Genomic DNA, 20,786 nt, shown 5'->3' on the forward strand with positions numbered 1-20,786 from the left:
CAGCGAAGCCCTTGAGCGCGGCGTTGATGGTCTCGGAAGAGGTGCAGTTGATGGCCGGGTAGGCGAAGCCGCCCTCCTTGGCCTTGGTCAGCATCTCGTTGTAGACCTCGGGGGTTGCAATTGGCATGAAGAAAATCCCTCCATAGAGTGTGGTTGGCGACGCATCTTCTCGAGGCGACCGCCGCAGCCCAACCACGGAGGCAGCGAGACTGCGGATAGCCGATCCGATATGTGCGCTTTGATTTTTATTATGCCAGCTTTAGCGCACTATCGCAGTACCTAAACCGCCCCACAACACGTGAAAAACCACACATTCGGACATGAGCGGGAGTCTTTCTGGGCAAAAAATGTGTCTAAACAAAAATCCGGATGGCACCCTGCGCCCCCCCTACGAACATATGGCCGAGTGTTTGGCAGACAATGTCGCAGCTGTTTCCTAATATCAGAAGCATGACTAACACGGGCCTCACCTTGGATCAGCTGCTCGCCGAGCTCGAGCGTGCAGGAACACAGGGCGCAGAGGAGCAGGCGAATGTATTGCTTGCAGCCACCAACCCTCTCGCGCCCGACTGGAGCGAGGCGGACTATGGCGCCCTGCGACTGATCTTGGACGATCACTACACCGCACTGCTCGGCCGTGAAGTGGAGAACATGTGCTTCAACCGGGGTCCTGTTCTCGCCGATACCCTGCGGCAGCTCAATCAGCGGCAACTCGCGGTGGCCCTTGTTCTCGGCACGACCCCCGCTCTGCAGAATGCGCAGGCGTGGCTGGCCTGCTCCGAGTATCTCTACCAAGACCCCACCTTCAACCAGCGCCAAGCGCTTCTGGAGCGGATGGACGCTGATTCCCTCAAGCTGCTGGATCTCCTCTACGAACACTACGACGCCACGCAGCAGGCTGCCGAGCAGCAGCAGGCGGAACAAAGGGAAGCAGAGCAACGGGAAGCAGAGACCGATCCCACCTGTGCGACCTCCATGGCCGAGTACTTCGGCGATGAGGCCTATGCCCAGGGCCACCGCATGGCGGACTTTCCGTATCCGCTCGAGGAGTACTTCGCGCCCCTCGCCACCGCGCAACCCGACCTTGTGGAGCACTGCGCCACGCTGTTTACTGCGCAGCTCTACGCGGAGGCCAAGGGAAATCAGATGATTCCTCCGGCACGGGTGCCGGAGTTCGCGAAGATCTTTGATCAGTATGTCTTGGCTCGTGCCGCCTCCGAGTCCGCGCTGCCTGAGATGGCGCCGGCACTTCATGCCTGGATGCAGGTGATACCACTTCTTCCCGCCTCGATGGTGGCGGATATTCCCCGCCTCAGCCGCTATTTGTCCCTCGGTAATCACCTCGAGGCCCAGGCGCGCAATCCCGACGATGTCCGCACCGTGTTGCCGCTGTTTCTGACTTATGTGGACGCCGCCCAGTACTTCAATGACTATAAGGCCGTCGCCGTGTCCTTGGTCAGTATGTGTCGGCTGGCCGAGTCCGTCGGCCCAGAGACCCAACGTGCGGCCTTGGATAAAGCCCTACCGATCCTGCACGACGCCTGTTTCACCGAGCATGCCACCACGGTGACCACGCAGTACCTATACCTCGTGCGCCAATCCGCCCAGCTGCGCCACTCCAGCGGCGAGTATGAAGCGGCTATTCAGGAAGCGGAACGGTGCGGCGGGATCTTCGATATCGACCAGCTCTCGCCTGCAGCGGCCAAGCAGCTTGCCTATCTCTATGAGCTGCACGCCGCACTGCTGCATCAGCTGCGCGGCCCGCAGGCCTCGGCGCCGCTGTTTAAAAAGACGCTGCGCGCCTTCCGCCAGCTGGGAATGGATGAGGACGCCCACCGCGTGAAAACACGTTTCACCACGGGCCGCTAAGACGCCCGCGCACCTCTCGCCGCAGCCCGCGCTAGAGTGAGAGGCCATGAAGCTCGCTGTTATCTCGCCCTCTTTTGCTGCCGCCGGCGCTTTCCCTGAGGTCTACGCCCAGGCGCTCGCGCGCCTGCGGGAGCTCGGATTCGAGCCGGTGGAGTTTCCCACCACCCGCACCGTCGGCGCCTCCGCCGAGGCTCGTGCCCGCGATATCACCGCGGCCTTCGCCGATCCCACGGTCGCTGGGATACTCGCCGTTATTGGCGGCGATGATCAGCTCCAGGTGATCCCGCATCTGGATGATGAGGTGATTCGGCACAACCCCAAGCCCTTCCTCGGCTACTCCGATAACACCAACCTGCACAACCATCTGTGGCAGCTGGGGGTTCAGAGCTTCTATGGCGGTTCCACCCATGTGCACCTCGGGTCCGGGCCGTATATCGATCCCGAACACCGCGCCTCCTTTCTCGCCGCCCTGCGCGATGGCGGCCGCCTCGAGATCACCCCGGTGGACGCCTCGGAGGATGTTGGGGTGGACTGGACTCAGCCTGCGGCCTTGCGCAGCTTCGGTGAGCGCCGCCCGGCGCGCCCGTGGCAGTGGCGTGGGGCGCGCGATCGCGTCAGCGGCGCCACCTGGGGCGGCTGCATTGAGGTGATTGATCAGCTGGCCATGGCGGGGCGTATGCCGACGCTGGACAGGCTGCGGGGCCACATCATTCTGCTCGAGGCCAGCGAGAACCTCACCCCGCCGGATCAGATCATGCGGTGGGTGCGCGGGCTCGGCGAGTGGGGGCTTTTCGACGTCGCCGCGGGGCTCATGATCGCCTCCCCGCCGGTGAGCTCGCTGGAGGTTATTCCCTCACAGGCGCAGCAGGATGCTGCCTGGCAGGCCCAGTGCGATGTGATCTTCGAACAGCTTGCGCACTATAACCCCGAGCTGCCTGCCGTGTTCGGGGTGCCTTTTGGGCATACGCGGCCGCAATGGATCCTCCCCTATGGCGGGCAGCTCACCCTCGACGCCGCGCAGCGTCGAGCCTTCGCCGACTACCAGGTGAACTATCCGCGGCGGCGATAGCCAAACCAGGCGCTATTAAAGGGCAGCCACACCAGCACCGCGGCCAGTACCGCGATGATGGTGGCAATCCACAACTTCCCCACCACGATGAGGAAGATGGCGGCCACCGACACCGCCGTCAGCAGCCACCGCCCCCATTGCTGGGCTTTGAGCACGGCAACCACCCCCGTCGCGATGACCGCGATGGCTAGTACCTGCATAATCACCAGCAGATCGCGGGCGTTAGAGCGCATCAATTCCTGGACGAGGGCCGTAAGCAGCCAGCCCACCAACCCCAGATACAGCGCCGCGGCACCCCACACGGGCAGGGGCGCGGTGCGTATCGAGGTGGCGGTGAAGCTCGGGGAATACTTCGCCGTAGTATCGTGCACCACGCCCGTGGTATAGGAATGCGCGGAGCGGGGAGTGGTGGGGCGCTTCTGCTCGGAGGAAAACTCCCACTGGGGTTCGGTGGAGCTCATCTGCTTAGTCTTCTTTCAACACGTTGCGTTGGGTGAGGATCCACAGCAGCGGATCTAAACAGCGGTAGGGGGCGATGCCTTTGCGGCTGAGGCGCTCGCCCATCGGGGAATCGCCGAGCGAGGACACCGCAAAATAGGAGTGATCGCTGTCCATATAGGCTGCTTCCACCTTGTTCAGCAATACCCCGGCCTTCATGTAGCCCAGCAGCGACTTCACTTCGAGGTTCAGCACCTTCTGAGCTTCGGGGTTGTAGTCCCAGCCATTGTCGCGGCGGAAAGCCGCGCCACGGTTGCCCATGATGGCCTTCCATTCTCCTTCGGGCATGCGCTCGAGAATCTGCAGCGAGTCGAACTTGGAGATCGCAAGCGCCAGCGGCGGTCGGGCATCGCCCAGGATGCGCATGAGATTGGTGAACACATCCTCGGGGTTGCCTCCCAGCCCGTCTTGGCGCGGCACCAGACCCTGCACATAGGCCTGAACCGAGGGCACCAGCAGCGGGTCAAAGAGCATAATCACCAGATCGGCGTCGCGGAAGAAGCTCAGCGCGTCCCGATCCACGCTCGGGTTTTCCAAATCCTCGCCGGCAACGTCGCGAAGCACCACATAATTAGGGCGCTCAACACCGTCCCTATCGGGCCACGTGCCGAGAGAGAAAATGAAAGGATCCCGCTGATAGGCGTCCTCCTGGCTGCTGGTGGGGGTGGGCGCCATCTGCTTCATCTCCACGTAGAGCGGCTGCTCATAGTGTTTGGCGTAGCGCTCCTTCGTAGAGGCAGTCACCGGTTCCACCACCATGCCCGGGAATTTCTCGTTGGCCAGCAGCTCCAGCTGCTTCACGACGACCGCCAGATAGAGGCTTTTGCCGGTGGCGCGGGCGCCCGCCATCACCACGCAGTGCACGACGGCCTCACCCCAATCGGCCGGCAGCTGCTCCCCAGAGCGAGTGCTCGTCGGTGCGGTGTCGAGGTATTGGAATGTGTCCGGGCAACGCGGGCCCGCATACACCGGAGCGGTCGACATCACCATCGTCCTCCTTCCATATCGGCGTCGTTGAATCTCATCCTGCCCAGCTCAACCGCTGCATCCTGCTCGGGCGCGCTGTGCTCATCGGCGCACAACCAGTGCACCAGCACCTCGGCCTCGTCCTGGAGATCAGCGCGATCACCCGTGCTCAGTGAGTGGTGCAGGGCATCGTCGATCACCAGCAGATCCAAGGGATAGCGATCGCCATAGGCGCTGCGATACATCTCGGCCTCGCGGCGGGCATCAGGGCCCAGCACAATCACGAGGGTGCGCCGGGTGGGCACGGACAAGGAGGGGCGCAGGTGGGTACTCAGCACGGCCACGCACTCCTCCGACTCCAGCGAGCTGAGATCAGCCCCCACGGTGGTCGCGGCACCCGCGCCGGCAGTGCTGTGATCGTCCACAGCGATGGAAAAGTATTCTGCAACGCCGTCGAGAATCTCGCGGACAGGCCCCAGATCTACCTCCTGCAAGGCCGCGGTGACAGCGGCCGAATCATCCATCCACACGCTGCAGCGCCGGACCTGCGCCCGCGGGGCATCGATACTGGTCAATGCCGAGTACACGGTGGTGGTCGAGCGCGACAGGGTGGTGGAAATACCCGCATCCACGGCAGTGACCTGCACTGCCCCGTCCCGCGGGGAGAGGGTGAGCACGGTCTTCTCATGCAGCCCGTCGAGGCGAATCTCCTCGGTCTGCACGGTCACTGGCTTCGCCGTGGCGGGCTGGATGACCCGCATAATCACGGAGTGGTCTGGGGAAACTCCGCGCCCCTATCCGGTGTGAGCGCGAGGGCGACATCACCGTGCAGCTCCGTAATCACGGTATCTGCGGCGCTGTACTGGTTGTGGATGAGCTCGCCACGCACATCGAGGCGCACATCCATCTCATCGCCACTGACGCGGGTAGCACTGACTTTGATGAAGTCACCGAGGGGCAGCTCATAGCTGTGGCCGCCGCCGAGAGTAACGGTATTCATATCTCTTAGTACCTTTCCGGTCGCATATCACTGCCCGAATCGCGCAGCAGCCGCTGTATTTGTGGCCCAAGATAGCGGGCACTGTCCTGGTTCTCGGGTGCGCGCATCAGCTGCGCCACCGCGTCTTCGATACATCTAAAAGGAGTGCGGTCGCAATAGAGAATCTCTTCAATCGTGTCCTTATGCGCGAGAAGATCGTCGACCTCCTTGGCAAAGAAACTCTGCAGGCGATCGAGATCGTGGCGCTGCAACTGGAGTAGCGGCCCTATGCTGTCGCAGGCATGCACATCGCTGACCAACGCCACCAGTGCGCAGCGGGCGCGCAACCGCAGAATGTCATCGCTGAGCGTCGTCAGTGCGGCGAGGCGATTCATCCGAATGACTAGACGGGTGTTTGTAGCAGCCTCGTCCGGTTCTTCGGTGATGTACCACTGCGTCATCATCTCCACGAAGGCCGGCAGCGGCAGCCGGATCAGACGCAGATCGTCGTCTGTGACCACACATTCTCCGTTGTATATGCCACCTGGGGATAGCTCGGGGACAGGCGGTGGGGCCAGCGGCGCGGACGGAACCATGTCCCGCTCGAGGTCGGCCACAAACTCCTCATCACTCAACGACAGCTCTGCGTCATCGACGTCCGCCCCCTGCGAGCTCGGCCATTCCTGCTGCAGGGGCCCCAGCTGCTCGAAGCTGAAAGAAGGATAGTCCTGCATGTCTCCGAGGGCGGCCGTGGCAGCGGAGGATCCTTGTTCACCCAAGCTCATGCGTTCCTGTCCGCCCCATGCCGCACTGCTTTCCTCCTGCTGCGCGGACTCCTGTGGGCGCGCAGCGAGCGGTGCTGCGGCCGGGTCAGCCACAGCCGAGTCCGCCACAGCCGAGTCAGTCACAGCGGGGTCCGCGACGATAGGATCCGTCGCGCTGGTGCTGGGGGCGCGCAGCACCTCCGGCAGTGGGGCGGTCACATCCAGCACCACCGCGTGTTCTGGCACCACCTCCCGCGCCAGTTCGACATGCTCCGCACGCACCGCCACCAGCTGGGCTTTCGTGCCGAGCATATCGGCGAGACGCTCGGCGTTGTGGAAGGTGGCAAAGCTCGTGTTCTCCCCGTGGGCGCGATAGACCGCGGCCACCCACAGCGGAGATTCAGCCAGGGGGCAGGCCAGCACCACAGGGGCGCCGGTGCGCAGGGCCGCCACTGCGGCATCCACATACTCCCGGCGCGGCCCGCCGCTGCTGTGAGCCGAGAGATTCTCCCACGGCACGGGCAGCTCGGCCGACTCGGCCGAGGCGGTGAGGAAGCGGTGCAGCACGGCGTCGCTCAGCGGCCCAGGCTCGGTGATCGCGGCGGGAAGCGCTGCGGCATCGACCTCTCGTTTGCCAAAGGGTGCAGGGATCTGTGGGGAATACATCATCCTGATCGGGTCCACCTGCGCGGCGGAATCGTGCACCTGCACAAAGGTGAACACATTGCCCGGCCTGCCGGAGGCGTCCTGCCCGGCATGGCAGGAGGCATAGAAGGCCCACACCGTATTGCCCTCGGCATCGCTTGTCGGCAGCCATGCGAAACGCCGATTAAGGTGCGCGATCTCCGCACTACTCGGGTAGTTTCCGAAGCGGGCGCCGTCGACAAGCGTGGAGGGAATAGTGGGACGCAGCTGCGCAATCAGCTGCTGGGTGATCCGCCCCGTGCTATCGCCCACGCCCCAACCACCGGCGCGGGTGGAGCTGCGGCCGAAGGAGGCGAAGCTGAAGGTGCCCAGTACGGGCGAGGACACAGACTCAGGGCTCATCGTATGCCTCCCGGATGGACCTCGAAGAGCTGCGAATCATCGTCTACCACCACGCGCTGGGGCTCGTTCGGCCGGTGGCGCTCCGCATCGGCGAGAAAGACGCGCACATAGCCGTGCTGCGAGGGCTCCAACTTCGTGAACCAATAGGTTTCTGTGGCCTCGTCGGACGCCGCGAGCCAGTCCGCCTCGAGCCGCTCCGGCACCATCTTCGGCGCCGGCTCATCAACCTCAAAAGGCGCTTTCCGCCTCGTGTGGAGCCTTTCGCCATCACCGGCGTGCAACGGCAGGCGGTCGCGGTTGAATACCAGCACAAAGCTCGGCGGGTGTTCATCCTCGGCGCCGTCGCGCCACAGCCACACCCCGAGCAGATAGTCGCCGTTGTCGTTGCGTTGGCGGATGCGGTAGCGATACGTCCACAAACCCTCATAATCGATGGTGGTGGCCTCGCCGGTCACCGCGGTGCCGCCGTAGTAGAAGCGCGGCTCCAATTCCACGGTGTCGCCAAGATTCGCCAGCCGGAGACGCACCCCGCCCTGGCGGCGATAGTCCTCCTCCACGAGATAGTGATCGATGCGGCTGCGCCGCGAGCGCACGTGCACCACCGAGGCCCCCTTGGGCCAATCGAAGGTGACCAACTGGCTCGATACCCGCTCGTGCAGGGTCGTATCCTTAATCTTCTCCACGCGGTTGACCACCTGATAGTCGCCCACCTGGAAGGAATCGCCCACCACGTGCACGGGCACACAGAACACTTGCGACCACTCCCCCGGCCACTGCACCACGGTGCGGTGCTCCTCGCCGGGCTGATACTGGTCGATCTCGTCGAAGTCGAAGGTATGCACCCACTTAGTGGAGCCGAGGGCATCATCGTCGAGGATGTGCCGCTCCTCCACCGCCTCGAGCGCCAAATCTGCCTGGGGTGCCTGTTCGCTCAGATACACCCGCACCTCGCCCATCGAGGGCACATCCCACGCCAGGCTGATCCGGTCACCAGCGCTGCTGGGTAGGCGCACCGCTTCTTTCATCACTACCTTTTGAATATTCGCGGAAATCTGCACTTGGGCGATCTCCGAGCCCTCTCCCACGCGCCTACTGCCGCGGAATTCGAAAGTGGGAAAGAGCTGGAAGTCATAGGTTTTTCCGCGCTTGGCCACGGTGTGGGTGAAGTTGCGCAAGCCCACCCCAGAGGTCACCCGGTGGCTCGGATCATAAAGCGGGGTCACCGCGGTAGACACCCGGGCATAGACCTCAATATCGTCGATGCCCTGCGGCAGCGCCCAGGAGCCGGTGACCGTACCGTTTTTATCCTCCACCAGGGTGATATTGCGCGGCGGCAGGCCCAGCGCCTCCTCGCCCACGAGCTCCGGCTGCACGCCCAGCAGGCTCCGAGGGCTATCGCCCATATAGGCCCACACCGTGTAGTGGCGCATGCCCACCGTGGATGGAATCACCTCGCGGAAGGCGCGGCCGCGGGTATGCACCAGAGTCGTGCCCTCCTCCGGGCTAAGCGGGCCCTCGCCCACATTCCCCACGAGGCGGTAGAGCACGAAATTCGCAGCGGAGGGCATCTCATCCCAATAGACGAGCACCTGGGTGCCCGCATCGGTGACCTCTTCTACCTCTACCTTCACCAGCCCGCAGGGAGCGGCGACCTGGTGTGCGAAGGGCGCAAAACTGAAGCCGCGCAGCTTCTCATCCATGAAATCCGCTGGGTTTACCTGCGGCTTCGTCGGCTCCGGGCCCGCAGCGAAGTCCCATTCGTCCGCGACGCTTGTCGACGCCGCCTCCGCGCTGTCCTCCGCCGCTGCCGCGGTATCGATCGGGACGATCCCAGCTGGGGCGCCTGCGGGCGGCGCGGACTGCTCCGCCCTGGGATCCGGGATCTGCTGGGATTCGCAGCTGAGCATCGCGGTCGCGGCGTCAATCTGCTGCGGGGTGGCGTCGCGAAGAATGGCGGCTACCCGCTCGCGAGACGGCGCCACTAGGCCACTGAGCTGGGCGATAGCGTCTGCGGGTAGATCAGTTACCCATCTATTGATCGCCATAGGGTCTCTCTTTCCTCAAACTTTCACAAGGCACTGTGCTTAGAGCAGGGTGGATGGTCCGGGGAATCCTTGGGAGTCATCCTCACCGCGCCGGTGCCCGCCAGGGGCGCCGTCGGGGCCGGGGAAGGTATCCGTGTCGGAGCGGTACATCGTCCACCCAAAATCTGCCCCCTGCGCACTGGGGTTGAAGTCCTCCACCTGCGCATCATCTTCGCTGAGCGGCACCAGCAAGGAGAGCTTGGCCACCGCGCCGAACTGCTGCTTGAGCACGCTGCGGGTGAGCGAACCGCGGCTGGAATCCGAGTGATAGGTCACGCTCTTGTCCTGATCGATCACGGTCGCGCCCCGGGTGGCGCCGAGGGCGCTGAGCGACTCTGCGGGGAACTCCACATCGGCGCGATCCGGCTCCATCAACCCAGAGAAGAACTCGCTGCGCTCCACTGTGCGTTCCTGGCCGTTCTCGTAGAAGACGGCCTGCGGCAGATAACTCTGCACCGTGGCGGCGCTACTCTCCTGCGAGAGAGCGTCGATAAGGCGCTGCCGCTCCTGCTCAGACAGCTCCGGGATCGTGCGCATCGCACACTGGGCGAGCTGATCCAGCTCCGAACCCGAACCGAGGCCGTTGAGGCTATAGAAATCGGTGACGCGCTGCTCGCGGCTGCCGGTGGTGGAGGCCACCTGGCGGGCCAGCTCGCCCACGCTGCGCTCGAAGGCGCTGCCCGCCCAGCCCTCGCGACACAAGGACTGCCGCAGCGTATGGGTCAGCTCGCGGCGCTTATCCGGATCGGCCACCGCGCGCCCCAGCCGAGCCGCACGCGGCAGACCGGCGGTGGGGATCTCCGTGGTGGCGCGGGTGGTGCGCGGGGCCCCGAAGGGATAGGCGAGCACGCGGCCAAGCACCAAGGACCACGCCAAGAACTGCTGGTAGGCCCCAGTCAGGCGGGCCACATCGCCCAGTGCTGCGTGGTAGTTGTCCATGTAGATCTCGAGGTTTTCTTCCAGCAAGCGGCGTTGGCGAAGCAGGTCATAGACCCCACGCCGCGCCCGGGCAAAGATCGCCATCTGCACCGCCACAATCACCGCCGTAGTCAGTACCGCAAGGAGCACCGTCCACTGCCAGTTCAGGCCCCGCCATTGCGGGAAAGGCACGCGCCAATCGGGCTTGTAGAAGCGGATGCAGCAGTAGATGAGCAGCAGCATGAGCACCGCCCATAGCCCGCTGAGCAGGCGCAGCTTCCTGGTCAGGCGGCGATTGATGGCCTCCGTATCCTGGCTACCAATCTGGCTGAGTTGCTGCTCGCAGGCCTGAGCGGCGTCGAAGGCGGCGCCCACCCGATGGCGGGCGTGGGAGAGACGCTCCAGCAAACCGGAGCCTACCTCGGAGGCAAAGCTGGTGCCGCTCTCAGCGCGCCAGCGCTGGAAATCCTCGCGCAGGTCCAATACCTCGGGATCCGAGGTGCGGGAGACAGCCTTGGTGAGTTTCCTATCGAAGCTCCGCACCCGCACCGCATCGTAGGGGTGCAGAAACTTTTCCGATTCCTCGCGCTTCATAAACTCGTCCAGAATCGGCAGGCTGGCATCGAAGCCTTGCTCCGTATCCGGCACCACCTCGGCGGCGGTGCTCACCACGGCGGGGTTGGAGTTATCCACCAGGTTCGGCAGCCGATCATGCAAACGATCCGAGCCGTCGATGAGGGTGAGCGAGGCCGCACAATAATCGGACCACAGGCTCGAGAGATTGGTCTGACTCGTGACGTTGATACCGGCCTTGCTGGAGGCGCCCAGCAGTCGCGCCGAGCTGGCGCGCAGCGCCTCCATCCCGGCCTCGCCGCTGCTGCCGCGGCCCTTCTGCCCCACCACGACGCGAATCGTACTTTCTTCTCCATAGAGATTCTTTTGCAGCATATCCCGCATGCGATCCGCCATGCCCTGGTGGAGGGAGGAACTCCAGATCGAGCGCGAGCCCACCGTGGCGCGGAAAAACTCGCGGAAGAAGGCCTTGAGTGCGGCCGCACCACTTTGCTCTACCTGTTCGGCGCTCTTCGGGGATTTCTCCTGGGTAATGAGCTCGGCCTGGTGCGCCTGCAACAGCTCGCTCGCATAGCGACGCACCATCTCCTCACTCTGCTGCTGGGGTACCGTTTGGCGCCCATCGCGCATATGCGTGACCGGGATATCCTCCCGCACGTTGATCACCGCGTCGCGGAGCTCTTCCTCGGCGGCACTGGCGTCTAAATTACGGAAGAAGCAGCGGGCCAGCACGAAGGAATCAGCCAGGCCCTGAATGATCTCGCTGCCATCCTCCTTGAGCACGCCCACCACCGGCGCCGCCGTGAAACGACCGCAGAGCCCGAGCACGCTCGGGGCATAGGCGCGGGCCACCTCGAGGGGGCCATCGTCTTGTTGAATACGGCGCGAGGACGTCAGGGGGGAATCCGCGTCGAAGGCGGTGAGCGCCACCGTGGCCCAGCCCTCGCGAGGGGCCGGCTCCGTGCTGGGCAGCGGCAGCTGCGGCAGCAAGAGGCGCACGCGGCGCACCGAGTTCTGCGCGGCCTCGGACTGGATCAGACGCATCCACCGATCCACGGCCGCATAATCGGTGTCCGGATCATTAGCGTCCACCACGTGTACCACTAGGGTCAATCCCCGGATATCCCGCAGTGCATCGGAAAGCGCCACGAAGCTCTCGCAGCCGCGGTGCTGCTCGGCGGGTTCCTCCATCAGCCGCACCGTCGAGTGCACGCCGCCGCGGGCGGGGTCCTGGGCGCCGGCATCAATCCAGAAGGTGCGCGAGACATGCCCGAGCGTGGTGAGGTCCGCGGCCACGCCGCGCAGCTCACCGAAGAGGCGACCCGCACCGATGAAGACAACATCTGTGTTTTTGGTGTAACTCACAACAAACCACCACCGAATCCGGAGAACTCATCATCATTGTCAGTCTGCGCCGAGCTGAAGCCGGTAGGAATACTGCTCGTGCTTTCCGGCTGCTCCGCCACTCGCTGCGCCTCATCGAGCAGCCCGTGCAAGAGATTGGCCATCTCCACCACATCCGCCGCGAAGTCGCGGTAGTAGGGCATCTTCGAGGCGCGCTCGCGGCTGGTCGGATGCGCCCAGGACTTATCCACCGTGGAGGCGCTGGGGAAGCCCGTATTATCCACCGGCGCCAACATTTCCGCGGTGCGCAAGGCGCGGGCCAGGTGTTCTTCCACCATGCCGACGCGCTCCGCGATGCTCGTGCCGCGGGTGCCATTGCGCTCGGCGGGCCACTCGCCGGTGCGCAGGAAGCGCGCCAAAGTATTCACTGCCGGGTGGCGCAGACCGCCATCGACATTGCTGGCCTTCTCCGGCGAATCATCGAAGAGGGCCCGCAACGCCCAGTAGGGGTGCAGGGATGCGCCGGGGGCGCCACTGCGATCCCGCTCATGGCTATTGGCGTAGGCCAGCAGAATGGACTCCAACACCGCCGGCATCCAATCCACCTCATTGCGCATCTCCCCAGGGCCGGTGAGCATCGGCGAGGGGAAGTGGTACCAGCCCTCGGCGCGATCCGCGGAGCCGCGGTGGGCGGGCAGGCGCCCATACACATGGGCCGCGGCGTCCGTGGTGCCCTGGTTGGTGATGAGGATGCGGCCAGTGGCCACGCCCAGCAACCAGCCGCCGACGAGGGCCTTGCGCTCATCGATACTCAGCGGCAGCGCGGCATCAAGGGTGTGGGTGCGGCGCAGGTTCCAGAAATCGAAGCGATTGTGGCTGGCCTTGAACTCCTTTGCGATCTGCGGCAGCAGGGAGCTGAACACGATCGGCGAATAGTTCGGATAGGAGCCGAAGATATCGATGCGCTGAATATTGGTGCTATCGCGCAGGGCATTGTCGAACTTGGTGCGCGACTGCCCCTCGATCTTGCTCGAACTCAGGGTGCTCTCCAGCTCGGCGGCGACGCGCTGATCCTTGAAGGGGATCTCCGAGAAGGAATAACGGTAGGTGACTCCCTGCCCGTGTACCGCCTGCACCATCGTGGCGTCCACCGCGGCCAAGGGGCGCGATAGGGACAGCGCCTTGGAGAATTCGCTGCGCAGCCGAGCGATACGCTGCTCGTACTCGGCGTCGCTCAGCATCTCGTCCTGGGTCATGTAGCTACGCAGGTCTGCGGAGATAAAGCGCTCGAAACTTTCGCCTGGGCGCACCACCCACATGCGGGCGCGCTCGAGCAGGTCCTTCGGGCGGATGCGGGCCTTGAATACGGCATTGGAGCTTTCGCGGCTTTCCCCTGTGTTCTCGGGGTGGCGTCGCAAATGCTTGCTCGCCCAGCCCGCCCGGTTACCGCCGGGCACCTCGTCGGCGGGGCGCGCCAGAGTATCGCGCGGGGCCTTCACCGCATCGGTGGTCTCCCACTCGCCCTTGATGATGGTGCGAGTAACGCGGGAGGTGGCCTCGGCAAGATCGGTGACATTCGCGTCCTCGCCCGAGACTGCCTCCAGCAGCTGCGCCTCGAAATCAGCGGGGAAGTTATCCACCTCGGTAATCACGATTTCATTCACCGAGCCGCGGAAGCGATCACTGACCTTCTCATCGTGCGGCCGCGGCCACGCCGCCGGCTCATCGGTGGCCACATCCGCGAGATCCAGCGTGGACTCCTTGGCCTTGTCGGCGGCGCGCACATCCTTGTGGGCGCGGTCCAGCTCATCGCGCAGGCGGCGCAGCACCCCGAAACGGAAATCCTCCAGTACTGGGCTGAGGCTACGGGCCAGCTCCACCACCATGGCGGTGCGCAGCTGCGGGCTGTAGCAGCTGAGGAGCTGCTCCACCACGGCATCGGCATTGTGAATGCGCTTCTTCCCGGTGACCGGGTGCAGGGCTTGATCGGCATCAGCGGGACGCGCCGCCGGATCGAGGCCCTGGTGGTTCAGGATAAATTTCTCGGTGCCCGGCTGGAGCTTGTCTTTCACAATCACATCCAGCTCGGAGAGCATCTTCTCCACGTAGGGAATTCCCAGCCGCGAGAGCTCCTCCTCGGCCTCGGCGAGCATGCTGTCCGTGATGAAGTCCGCCCAGCGATACACCGCGCTATAGGCCGATCGCTGCATGACCCTGCGGAGCTCCGTGCTCAGGTAGGAGCTCCCCATCACGCTGTCTACCTCGTCGGCCCACTCTTGGCCCTTTTGGCCCTCCACCGGCGCGGGGATCTTCGAGCGCAGTACCGCCTGGGATTCGCTGACGGCGGCCTCCAGCTCCGCATGGAAAAGAACCTCGTACCAATTGCGGATGATGTCTGTGGTGGCGGCGCTCGTCACCAGCTCCGGGTGGATCTTCATCCGGTTCATGCTGTCCGGCAGGCGCTCAGCGAGGCGCTCCCGAAGCTGTTCCTCACCGGTGGAGTGATTGCGCGGATCGATGTGGCCGCGCAGCAATTGATCGAAGCTGGCGCGGGCAATGCGCTGCGCCGCATACTCCTTGTACTTATCGCGACCCATGCTGAGCTGGGCGTAGCCCATCGAGCCCCAGGGCAGGCCGGTCCACTTCAGCTTCTCGTTATCGGCCCAGCCGAGATAGGAGCGCTTCGCATCCGGGGCGCCTGCATTGCCGAGATCGTATTGCACGAAATCCGCGGAAGCCTGCTCAGAGTAGACCAGACCGGACAGGGCCCGACCGAGCCCACGATAGATTTCCGAGGGCGAGCCCTCGCGGCCGAAACGCGCCCGCTCCTCACCCATGCGGCTACCAATGGGGAAGAGACGAGCAAAGGTGGAGCCTTGATCTGCGGTAGCGATACCCAGTGCGTGGTAGAGGGAGGCGTCGGCCGCGGCGGCGGCCCCGGTTTGGGCGGCGAAGACCTCACCGAACATGGCCAGGGCATTGGGCCAGGCGCCACTCATGGCGTCCTTGGGCAAGGAATCGAATACCTCAGGTGTCAGCAGGAACACGGCGGTCTGCTCGGGCTTGGCATTGGGCAGCCCGGCGAGCACGCGGCACACATCCAAAAACATGGAGGCACCGGAGCCACCAGCCATGGATGAGACCACCAGGATGGTGGGATCCGATTCGCTCTTATCGGAGGAGAAACCTTGGATCTTGCGGTTGAGCTCGTTCAACTCCACATTGGCATCCGAGGTATTCATATCCTCCAGTGCCTTGCGTAATTCCTCGCGGATCTTCTCCAGCTTGGGCAGGGTGAGCATGCGCCCCAAGGTGCGGCGCTGGGCGGCACCGGCGGAGATAGGAAGCTCAATGGCATTGGGCACCCGCGGCGCCCAGGTGGCGATGTCTTTGAGGCCGTCGCCGCGGGCGAGCTCCGCCGACACGGCGGCGTCGAAGGTGCGATAGGACTGGTGACTACCGATACCGATATAGCGGCCCCCAGCCTGCTCCACATTGGCTAAGCCGCTGGGCCCATCCTCGGCGGCAAGCGGGGCGTCGATAGAGACAAACTGCCACGCCTTGGGCAGGGAATCGCGCCCTGGCTCTACTTCTCGGATCAGCGCCTTGAGCTGATCCATCATGTAGGCCAAGGTTTTCGCGCCCGAGCCGCCACAGCCTACTACCAAAAACTTCCGCATCTTTTCATCTCTCCTTGTAGATATCTACCGTGTCTACTGCCGTATCCGTGTGCGCCTAGGAATCCCAGCCGCGGGAGTCATCTGACCAGCCGCCCGAGGAGGGGCGATGGGGTTTCTGATCCTCGTGTCCGCCCGAGTCCCAGCCGGTGCTGCGGGGCTGATCCCAGCCGCCACCGCCGGTGTTGCGGGGCTCGCTGGGCCCGCCCCAGCTACTGGCCGCAGAGCCTGCGGCGGCCGTCTCTGCAGCGCCACTGCCGCCGCTGCTATCGCTGGCGGTGTTCTCGCCGCTGTCCTTCGCTGTGGTGTGAAGATCCTGGGCGAGGCGTGGCAGCTTCTCGCGGACCGAGCGTTCGATGCGCGCCACGGCGTCATCGGTGGCGAAACGATCGACGAGCACCACCACGACGCCGGCCTCGGGGCGGCCCTGCTGCGGATAAAACACCCAGTGCTGGGCAAGATCCAAGGGCAGCACGGCGTTGTCACCCGAGCGGCGGCCATCATCGGGGATGGACGGCGTCTGCTGGGCGCGGGCCTGCGCAGAGCTGAAGGGGTTCAGCCCCAGGGCCACCCCGAAGCTCTTAGAGCCGATGGTGGCGTGCCGGCCACTGACCATCGTGCCGGTGGAGTCCATCAGCTCCCCGCGATCCACGTGGAAGGGGCGGCCGGTATTGCTCCGGATCACCTGGTGCTCCTTGATCTGCACGGGGATGGTGAGCGCGTAGATCTTCTTGCGGGTCAGGGTGCCGCTGAGATATTTGAAGAGGTACAAGATAGCCAGCGGGATGAGCAGCCCGAGCAGCAGCGCCACCACCATCACCAGCGAGAACACAGTGGTGTTCACGGGGGCGCGCATGGAGCCGGTCAGGGGAATATCCACCTCGGCCGTGCGACCATCGCCATCGGCGCTCGCGAGGTTAAGCTGCAGTACACCGGCCAGGGGGCCATCTGCCAGGTGCTCGCTATCAATGGTGAAGGACAGCGTGCCTTCTTCTCCCTTGGCAAGCTGTAGCGGGGCCTCATCCACCTGCACGCTCACGCCTTCGGCGCCCTCGGGCACGGCGTTGAGCACGGCTCCGCCGAGCGTGGCCTCTCCAGGACCGGTGATGGGCACGGTGAATTGGGCGTGGGTCTCCTCCACTGTCACCTGCACCTCGCCCGGTACCACGGGCATATTCCGCGGGGAGATCGACACCGGATACTCGGCCACGATCGGCGAGAGCGCGGTGCCCGGCGCATCATCGGTGCCCTTGGTGGTGATCTGGCTCCGCAGCGCGATCGTGCCGTTGACTGGCCGATCGATGGCGTCGAGAGGCACGGCCACGGGGCTGCCCTCGGCAATGGATTGCGCCTCGCCCAAGGGCAGCGGCGCGGCACCATCGGCGGCAACAAACATCGCCTCCAGCTCGGCCTCACCCTCCAGATCGACGGCTTCGCCATCGCGGTTGAGCAGCTGCACCTGCAGCGGCTCCTCGTTGGTGATACCGGTCTTTTCTCCCTCGCTCAGGGCCGGAATATCGAGGTGCAGGCCGGGCAGGATCTGCATCTTTATTTTGTAACGGCCCTCTTTTTCCGGCGAGTCATAGCCGAAGGTCCACTCCCCTGCCCAGGCGTCGGAGCCATTCTGCCGCAGCTCGGCGTCGATCATGCCGGGCAGCACCTGGTTGTCTCCCAAGACCTCTACCTCTGCCCCGGCGAGATCCTGCGTGCCGCTGCCGCCGAGATCAATACGGTCACCGCGCGGGTTAATCAGATAGGGCTGAACGTTATCGCTGGCGCCGCGCTGCTGCGGCTGCGCGTCCAGGCGGATCTCATCGACGGAGTTATCCAGCACGAAGCGGAAGGTCTCTCCCATGCGCAGCTCGTCCTGCACGGATCCCGCATTGGGCAGGATGCCGCGGAAGGCGCTGAAGAGCCCGGCCACATCGTCTGTGGCGTTAAAGAAGGCGCCATTGGCGGGGGCTTCGCCGCAGTCGGGGGTTTCGGCCATATCGCGCAGCAGCTGCTCTGGGGAATCGGTGCCGCGCGGAATAAGCCCCACGGTAAATAGCTGCACCCCAGACTGGCGGAGCTGGTTGACCGGCCCGGCCGCCGAGCACAGCTGGTCTGTGGCGGCGGCAGCCTCCTCGCCCGGGGTGGTGATGAGACCATCGGTAAAGAAGAGCACGGCACGGCAGGAGTCGCCATCGCTATGGGCGGCCATATCTGCCCCAGCCCCACGCAGCGCGGTCCCATAATCGGTGTAGCTTTGCTGGTCGCGCTCCGCGAAAATCTCGGCCGTGGAGGCGAGCGCATCGGCCTGGTTGGCCACATTGGCCCAGTCACCATAGGAATCAGGATCGGACTCGTAGGTTTCGCCGAAGCCGGCGAGCTTGACGTTGATATCCGCATCCACATCCTGGGCTGCGATGCCGAGCTGCCGGATGAGGTCTTGGGCGGCGGCCACGCGCACCGCGTCTGGGTCGGTGGCGGGAAGATCCTCGAATCCCGAGAGGGACTGGGACTCATCCACCACAAACATCAGGTCTGCGGACTTTTTCTGGGCGATACAGGAGTTCAGGCGCGCGATATTGTCTGCCGCGACTGGCGAGGGCGCCGGCGCTGCAGCTACCTGCGGCGCTGCTGCCACGCTAAGCGCCGCCGCCAGGGCGGCTGCACCACATCGACGAGACGATCCACGGCGCTGGGCGGGGTGGTTCACTGTGTTTCTCGATCCTTAGAGTAAAAAGCAATGAAGATAAAGAAGGTGGCGTCGCTACGCTACGCACCGACCGTTTTAGAGATCGCTAGGGCGAATTCGAACGCGGTAATCACTACGCCCACAGCGCCTAAAGCTAAGGCTGCGCGCAGCAGCGCCGTTTGTGTCGTGTTTTCCACATAAAAGCTCTCCGCTTTTCGACGATTATCTGCAATCTTGTGGAATCCAATGGCCACAAACGTGAGGATGCCGGCGCATACCCACCCCACGAGGGCATAGGTGCGGAATGCGGGATCGGTGGCCGTTCCCCCGAGCAGCGGGGCGGCCAGAGCGCAGAAAATTCCGAGCAGCGAGGTCAGCCCAGCCACGAGCAAGAGCGGCCACGGCCCCGATACCGGTTGGAGGCGCGGCGGCGGGGTTGCGGGGGCCGTGGGTTGGCTAAAGCTGGAGCCGCCACCGAACTCAGGAGAGTCGGAAGCGGCCGAAGAAGAGGAGGGGACAGAATCCCAAGCCCGCGGCGCGGTATCGCCGCGGGAGTCTGCAGGCTGATCAGACCAAGAATTATGAAAATCCGATCCAAAAGTGGGACGTGACACCGTAAAAGATTCTCCTTAAAAAATAGGTTAGGGCCTCATGATAGCGCCACGGAGCGACACGCGCGCCCCTTTTTTCGCACTCCTATTCCCCTTTATTCGCGCCAGTCGACGACAGGGAACGAGGAATACGGAAGAATCTTTGTCTGTTTTCGCACTGGTGAGCGAGGGGGAGATATGCCTGCGGGCACCCACCCCCTCTCAGCCCACCGCACATATATGAGTGGATGTGACGGGCAGTGTTAGATGGTGAGGTCGAGCTCCGCGCCCACCTGGGTGCTCACGCGCGCGGCGGCTTCCATGAGCATCCAGCCGCTGAGCTGAACCGAAAGATCCCGCTCCGGGATGCCGGAACTGGTGAGCGCTCCGCCCACCTTGGCAGAGACCACACCGGCATTGCGTGGCAGCTGGGCATCCTCGGTCCACTCCGACGGGAACACCGGCAGGCCATCGATTTCGAGGCGATATCCCCAGGCGGCCTCGGCGGATGCCAAGACCAGCCGCGCAGCAATCTTCTTGGTGGAGGTATTGCGCCCGCCATCATTCGGTAGATTCACGGCCACCTCGGCGAGGTAGCGGGCAAGAATGCCCTTGAAGAGGCCGCCATCGCCGCCGCGGTTCACCGTGGTGATCGCGCCGCGATCATTGGCCAGTTCTTTGGCCACGGCGTGCACGAGCTGCCGCACGCGGGCCACATAATCCATGATGTCCTCGGCGCGGTCGGCGTCCTCGAGAGTCTCGATACGCGCATGGGGTTCCAAGCCCGCCTGCTTGCGCAATTGTTCGATAATGGCCATGCAGGCGCCCATGACCACGCCCTGGCAGTAGGGGTGAATGGGTTTGACGACCTCGGGGCCGTGCATGCGCATACGCACCCCATCCATGATCAAACCCTTTTCATTCATCAGGTTGTCGAAAACCCAATCCGTCATGGTGCGGGCCTCGTCCACATAGCCGGTGCGGGCCAGCATGATCGCGGCGGGGCCGTTGGTGGGCACGTTGAAGAAGTTCTCTCCCTCCCGCCAGGGCAGCACACCAAGACTGGGGTCCACATTGGCGCGCAGGTTCTCCTCTAGCTCCGCCGCATAGGCGGGCGCGGAGAGGGAATGCACTGTATCCATGCGGCGCAAGGCAAGGGCCAGCCACGCTTTATCGTCGTAGTACTTATTGCGGCTCAGCTTGTAGATATTGCGCACCCTGATGCCGCGCACCGTGTGCTGGATGCGTTTCCGGCGGGGCCGAGTGGAGGTACGCAGCGCCGCATCAATCTGGCAGTCCAGATAGTGCGCCTGCCACCAGTAGTGCCAATGCAGCATGAGCTTTTCCTTCACGCCCCCAGGCCAGGCCACTTCGGCCAGGTTGGTGCGCGGCAACGCCCACAGCCCAGTGGCGTGACGATCCTCAATCGCTGCCTCGGCTAGGTCAGCGCGGTGAATCCACTTCTCGGGCACGGTAGTTGTCCTCATTCCATCAAGGTCACGAGCAGCGACCGCCCACGGGGGCGGAAACTGGTGGATACGCCCCTGGCCCGTGCAGGGACTAGGGCGCAGCGTGTGCAAGCCACTGCCAGAGCGCGGTGGCTTCAACTCACGTTCTACACTTTCTCTAGTTGAAACGGTAACAGAAACGACACATACCCGCCGTGGCCTGCGCTAACGCTCTTCTTCGGGAGCATAAGCTACGGGTGAGTATGCGCCGCTGGGCGCG

14 protein-coding genes are annotated in these 20,786 nt (G+C 64.1%); 2 read left to right on the top strand and 12 right to left on the bottom strand.

The annotated features are described in order from the left end of the window. Positions 1-127: class II fructose-bisphosphate aldolase (locus tag GBB11_RS08045; protein ID WP_192795986.1), on the bottom strand; the 127-nt coding region annotated here is incomplete at its 3' end. A gap of 323 nt (positions 128-450) precedes the next feature. Here GBB11_RS08045 and GBB11_RS08050 point away from each other — a divergent pair. Both GBB11_RS08050 and GBB11_RS08055 read left to right on the top strand, forming a co-directional pair. Then, a complete protein-coding gene (locus GBB11_RS08050; RefSeq protein ID WP_151549549.1) occupies positions 451-1,869 on the top strand; it encodes a hypothetical protein in 1,419 nt (472 codons plus the stop codon). Positions 1,870-1,915: 46 nt separating this feature from the next. Continuing rightward, complete coding sequence (locus tag GBB11_RS08055; RefSeq protein WP_151549550.1) at positions 1,916-2,938, top strand: S66 peptidase family protein; 1,023 nt, start codon at positions 1,916-1,918, stop codon at positions 2,936-2,938. Here GBB11_RS08055 and GBB11_RS08060 read toward each other — a convergent pair. The 11 genes from GBB11_RS08060 to GBB11_RS08110 form a co-directional block, all read right to left on the bottom strand. Continuing rightward, positions 2,920-3,399 carry a hypothetical protein gene (locus GBB11_RS08060; protein ID WP_151549551.1) on the bottom strand — a complete coding sequence of 160 codons (480 nt, stop codon included), beginning with the start codon at positions 3,397-3,399 and terminating at the stop codon, positions 2,920-2,922. The two genes, GBB11_RS08055 and GBB11_RS08060, sit on opposite strands and share 19 nt — an antisense overlap. A 4-nt stretch (positions 3,400-3,403) precedes the next feature. Further along, positions 3,404-4,420 (bottom strand): hypothetical protein, encoded by a 1,017-nt coding sequence (locus GBB11_RS08065; RefSeq protein ID WP_151549552.1) that lies wholly within the window; start codon positions 4,418-4,420, stop codon positions 3,404-3,406. Next, positions 4,420-5,163: a hypothetical protein gene (locus GBB11_RS08070; RefSeq protein ID WP_151549553.1), complete on the bottom strand. Its 744-nt coding sequence runs from the start codon at positions 5,161-5,163 to the stop codon at positions 4,420-4,422. The genes GBB11_RS08065 and GBB11_RS08070 overlap by 1 nt, the downstream gene beginning before the upstream one ends. A 2-nt stretch (positions 5,164-5,165) precedes the next feature. Next, entirely contained in the window at positions 5,166-5,402 is a 237-nt protein-coding gene (locus GBB11_RS08075) for a hypothetical protein (protein ID WP_151549554.1), read from the bottom strand. Positions 5,403-5,407: 5 nt separating this feature from the next. Then, the gene (locus GBB11_RS08080; protein ID WP_151549555.1) at positions 5,408-7,192 is read right to left on the bottom strand and encodes a hypothetical protein; all 1,785 of its coding nucleotides are present in this window, start codon (positions 7,190-7,192) and stop codon (positions 5,408-5,410) included. Then, entirely contained in the window at positions 7,189-9,237 is a 2,049-nt protein-coding gene (locus GBB11_RS08085; RefSeq protein WP_151549556.1) for a hypothetical protein, read from the bottom strand. The genes GBB11_RS08080 and GBB11_RS08085 overlap by 4 nt, the downstream gene beginning before the upstream one ends. 39 nt (positions 9,238-9,276) lie before the next feature. Then, a complete protein-coding gene (locus GBB11_RS08090) occupies positions 9,277-12,132 on the bottom strand; it encodes a hypothetical protein (protein ID WP_151549557.1) in 2,856 nt (951 codons plus the stop codon). After that, a complete protein-coding gene (locus GBB11_RS08095; RefSeq protein ID WP_151549558.1) occupies positions 12,129-15,791 on the bottom strand; it encodes a tubulin-like doman-containing protein in 3,663 nt (1,220 codons plus the stop codon). The genes GBB11_RS08090 and GBB11_RS08095 overlap by 4 nt, the downstream gene beginning before the upstream one ends. Before the next feature lie 55 nt (positions 15,792-15,846). Beyond that, positions 15,847-18,489, bottom strand: coding sequence for a vWA domain-containing protein (locus tag GBB11_RS08100; RefSeq protein ID WP_151549559.1), 2,643 nt, complete (start codon positions 18,487-18,489; stop codon positions 15,847-15,849). Positions 18,490-18,548: 59 nt separating this feature from the next. Next, entirely contained in the window at positions 18,549-19,082 is a 534-nt protein-coding gene (locus GBB11_RS08105) for a hypothetical protein (RefSeq protein ID WP_151549560.1), read from the bottom strand. A gap of 239 nt (positions 19,083-19,321) precedes the next feature. After that, a complete protein-coding gene (locus tag GBB11_RS08110; protein ID WP_151549561.1) occupies positions 19,322-20,530 on the bottom strand; it encodes a glycoside hydrolase family 76 protein in 1,209 nt (402 codons plus the stop codon). Positions 20,531-20,786 lie beyond the last annotated feature (256 nt).

Source organism: Corynebacterium sp. 74A (genome assembly GCF_008930665.1).
Lineage (GTDB): Bacteria > Actinomycetota > Actinomycetes > Mycobacteriales > Mycobacteriaceae > Corynebacterium > Corynebacterium megadyptis.

Excerpts from the sequence above, each read along its gene's own strand:
- GBB11_RS08050 (WP_151549549.1), top strand. The coding sequence starts at position 451 with ATGACTAACACGGGCCTCACCTTGGATCAGCTGCTCGCCGAGCTCGAG.
- GBB11_RS08055 (WP_151549550.1), top strand. The coding sequence starts at position 1,916 with ATGAAGCTCGCTGTTATCTCGCCCTCTTTTGCTGCCGCCGGCGCTTTC.
- GBB11_RS08060 (WP_151549551.1), bottom strand. The coding sequence starts at position 3,399 with ATGAGCTCCACCGAACCCCAGTGGGAGTTTTCCTCCGAGCAGAAGCGC.
- GBB11_RS08065 (WP_151549552.1), bottom strand. The coding sequence starts at position 4,420 with ATGTCGACCGCTCCGGTGTATGCGGGCCCGCGTTGCCCGGACACATTC.
- GBB11_RS08070 (WP_151549553.1), bottom strand. The coding sequence starts at position 5,163 with ATGCGGGTCATCCAGCCCGCCACGGCGAAGCCAGTGACCGTGCAGACC.
- GBB11_RS08075 (WP_151549554.1), bottom strand. The coding sequence starts at position 5,402 with ATGAATACCGTTACTCTCGGCGGCGGCCACAGCTATGAGCTGCCCCTC.
- GBB11_RS08080 (WP_151549555.1), bottom strand. The coding sequence starts at position 7,192 with ATGAGCCCTGAGTCTGTGTCCTCGCCCGTACTGGGCACCTTCAGCTTC.
- GBB11_RS08085 (WP_151549556.1), bottom strand. The coding sequence starts at position 9,237 with ATGGCGATCAATAGATGGGTAACTGATCTACCCGCAGACGCTATCGCC.
- GBB11_RS08095 (WP_151549558.1), bottom strand. The coding sequence starts at position 15,791 with ATGCGGAAGTTTTTGGTAGTAGGCTGTGGCGGCTCGGGCGCGAAAACC.